Below are 1,852 nucleotides of genomic sequence, written 5' to 3' on the forward strand. Positions count from 1 at the left end.
GTCATACCATTATTATATCTATTATAATCTAATTTCTAAAATCACTTAAATAAATTTCAGGTAGTATTTCTCTATAATTCTCTGGACTTGTAACATAATGTATTGATTCTATTATATTAGCCTCACAAATGACATCATATACCCATGCTTTAAAATTTCCTTCCAAATCACTCTCATTATCATTGAATTTATTAAAATCATTTTTGGCTTCATCTGTTAGATATTTTAATACATTATGATAGGTAAATTCTTCCTGAAACATTATAATGTGAGGTGAAATTTCTTCGCCTATCCTTGGAAGATGCGGAAAATTCCAATCACCCTTTACGCTCATTCCTCTCTCTTTAAAAAAATGGCTATAAATTATAAATTTTATTTTCATATTAGTTTTATTTTAAAATCATCGTTCAGTACAAGCTTTCTTTCCATCGGTTGCCCGTTTTTATCACGAAATCCAGTTAACACAGGTGTTTCTTTTTTCTCGCAAAGTTCTATTGCTTCTTCGGGAGTTATAGAACGTCCTGACATTTCACGCCAAATGACAAAATCACATTTTATGTTTTCATTTCTATAGTTGGAACAATTATAGGCTTTTTTGTTTATATATAAGTTTCCTCCACACTTAGGACACTTACACAATGTATTATCAAAAGAAATATCTAAGTTCTCTGTTAGAACCAGCCGTGAAGAAAAATCATTTCCTTCTCTTGATTTAAATCCAGTCATAAACGGTGTTTTTTTACCTTTGGCAAGTATTTCTGCTGCTTCCAATGGTATTTCTCTTTGTGCAATAGTTTTGGGTATATAGAGGTTACAAACTCTGTTGTTGTCCTTGTCCTTTTGCGAATACCCTTTACAAGCATATCCATTTAGTAAAATTTCAATTTCTCTACCACACACAGGACACGGAGTTTCTAATACTTCATTTACGAAAGAAGGAATAACGATTCCATTTTCGATAGTCAGATATGCAGAAAAAGGAACTCCTTTTTTATTATGGAAGTCATGAAATATATCTGTTTTCCCTGTTGTTATTAATTGCCTGGCTATTTCTTCTGTAATCTCTTTTCCCCAATATGAATGATAAATATTAAATGTACATTTGTCATTCATGTTTTTGAAGTAATTACAGGAATATCCTAAACTACCTTTCATTATGTGTCCTTTCTGGCAAATAGGGCATAAGCCTAAATCTTTGATTGTATCATTATCCATTTAATATCCTCCTTTACTAATCCATTTAATGCCGTTTAAAATATTATCTACTTTTTGTTTCCCACTATTTACATATTTAAATTGTCCGGGTACAAGTGTTTTTAGTACTCCAGCTCTTTTAGCGGATTTCATTTGTCGGCATACAGCGTATGCAAGTCCTCGCATCCGTCTAAGTTCATTGACCACATGAATACATAAATCTATCCTTTGCTTATTATCCATAAGATTTTTTTCACCGCCTTGCAATGCTATATTGTTTATGTATATCATTAAATCTACACTTCGACTGATAAGTTCATACTCTGTTTTTGCAATTATGGTTAATAATTTGGGGTCTCCAACTGCATATTTAGCTGCTTCGGATTGATACTTAGCTATGTCTCTAGCTAAGGTTGAAGCATAAATAATATCCTTTCCATTTTTCACAACTGCATTAACTGTAGAAAGATAGTTGTATGTCTTTTCCTGTAAGGATTGAATTTGACTCATTTTTTGTTGAATTAAAATTTGAAAGTTACGGATTTTTGTTTCCTCACTTTGTATATCTTTCAGTACACCTTGTTGCGCCTGATGGGAATAAACCAATGTTCCAATCATTGCCGGGTCAATGACAATAGATTGTGCTAGTCCTTTTATG

The 1,852-nt window shown here is 32.0% G+C and carries 3 protein-coding genes; all 3 read right to left on the reverse strand.

The features are described from left to right. Positions 1-28: 28 nt before the first annotated feature. Positions 29-382: a hypothetical protein gene (locus tag AB5213_RS17000; protein ID WP_149929346.1), complete on the reverse strand. Its 354-nt coding sequence runs from the start codon at positions 380-382 to the stop codon at positions 29-31. Continuing rightward, entirely contained in the window at positions 379-1,215 is an 837-nt protein-coding gene (locus AB5213_RS17005) for a topoisomerase C-terminal repeat-containing protein (protein WP_005647347.1), read from the reverse strand. Before AB5213_RS17005 ends, AB5213_RS17000 begins: the two co-directional genes overlap by 4 nt. Next, positions 1,216-1,852: plasmid transfer protein (locus AB5213_RS17010; protein WP_368277018.1), on the reverse strand; the 637-nt coding region annotated here is incomplete at its 5' end.

The organism is Coprococcus sp. RTP21204st1_G4_RTP21204_210225 (genome assembly GCF_040915385.1).
Taxonomy (GTDB): domain Bacteria; phylum Bacillota; class Clostridia; order Lachnospirales; family Lachnospiraceae; genus Allocoprococcus; species Allocoprococcus comes.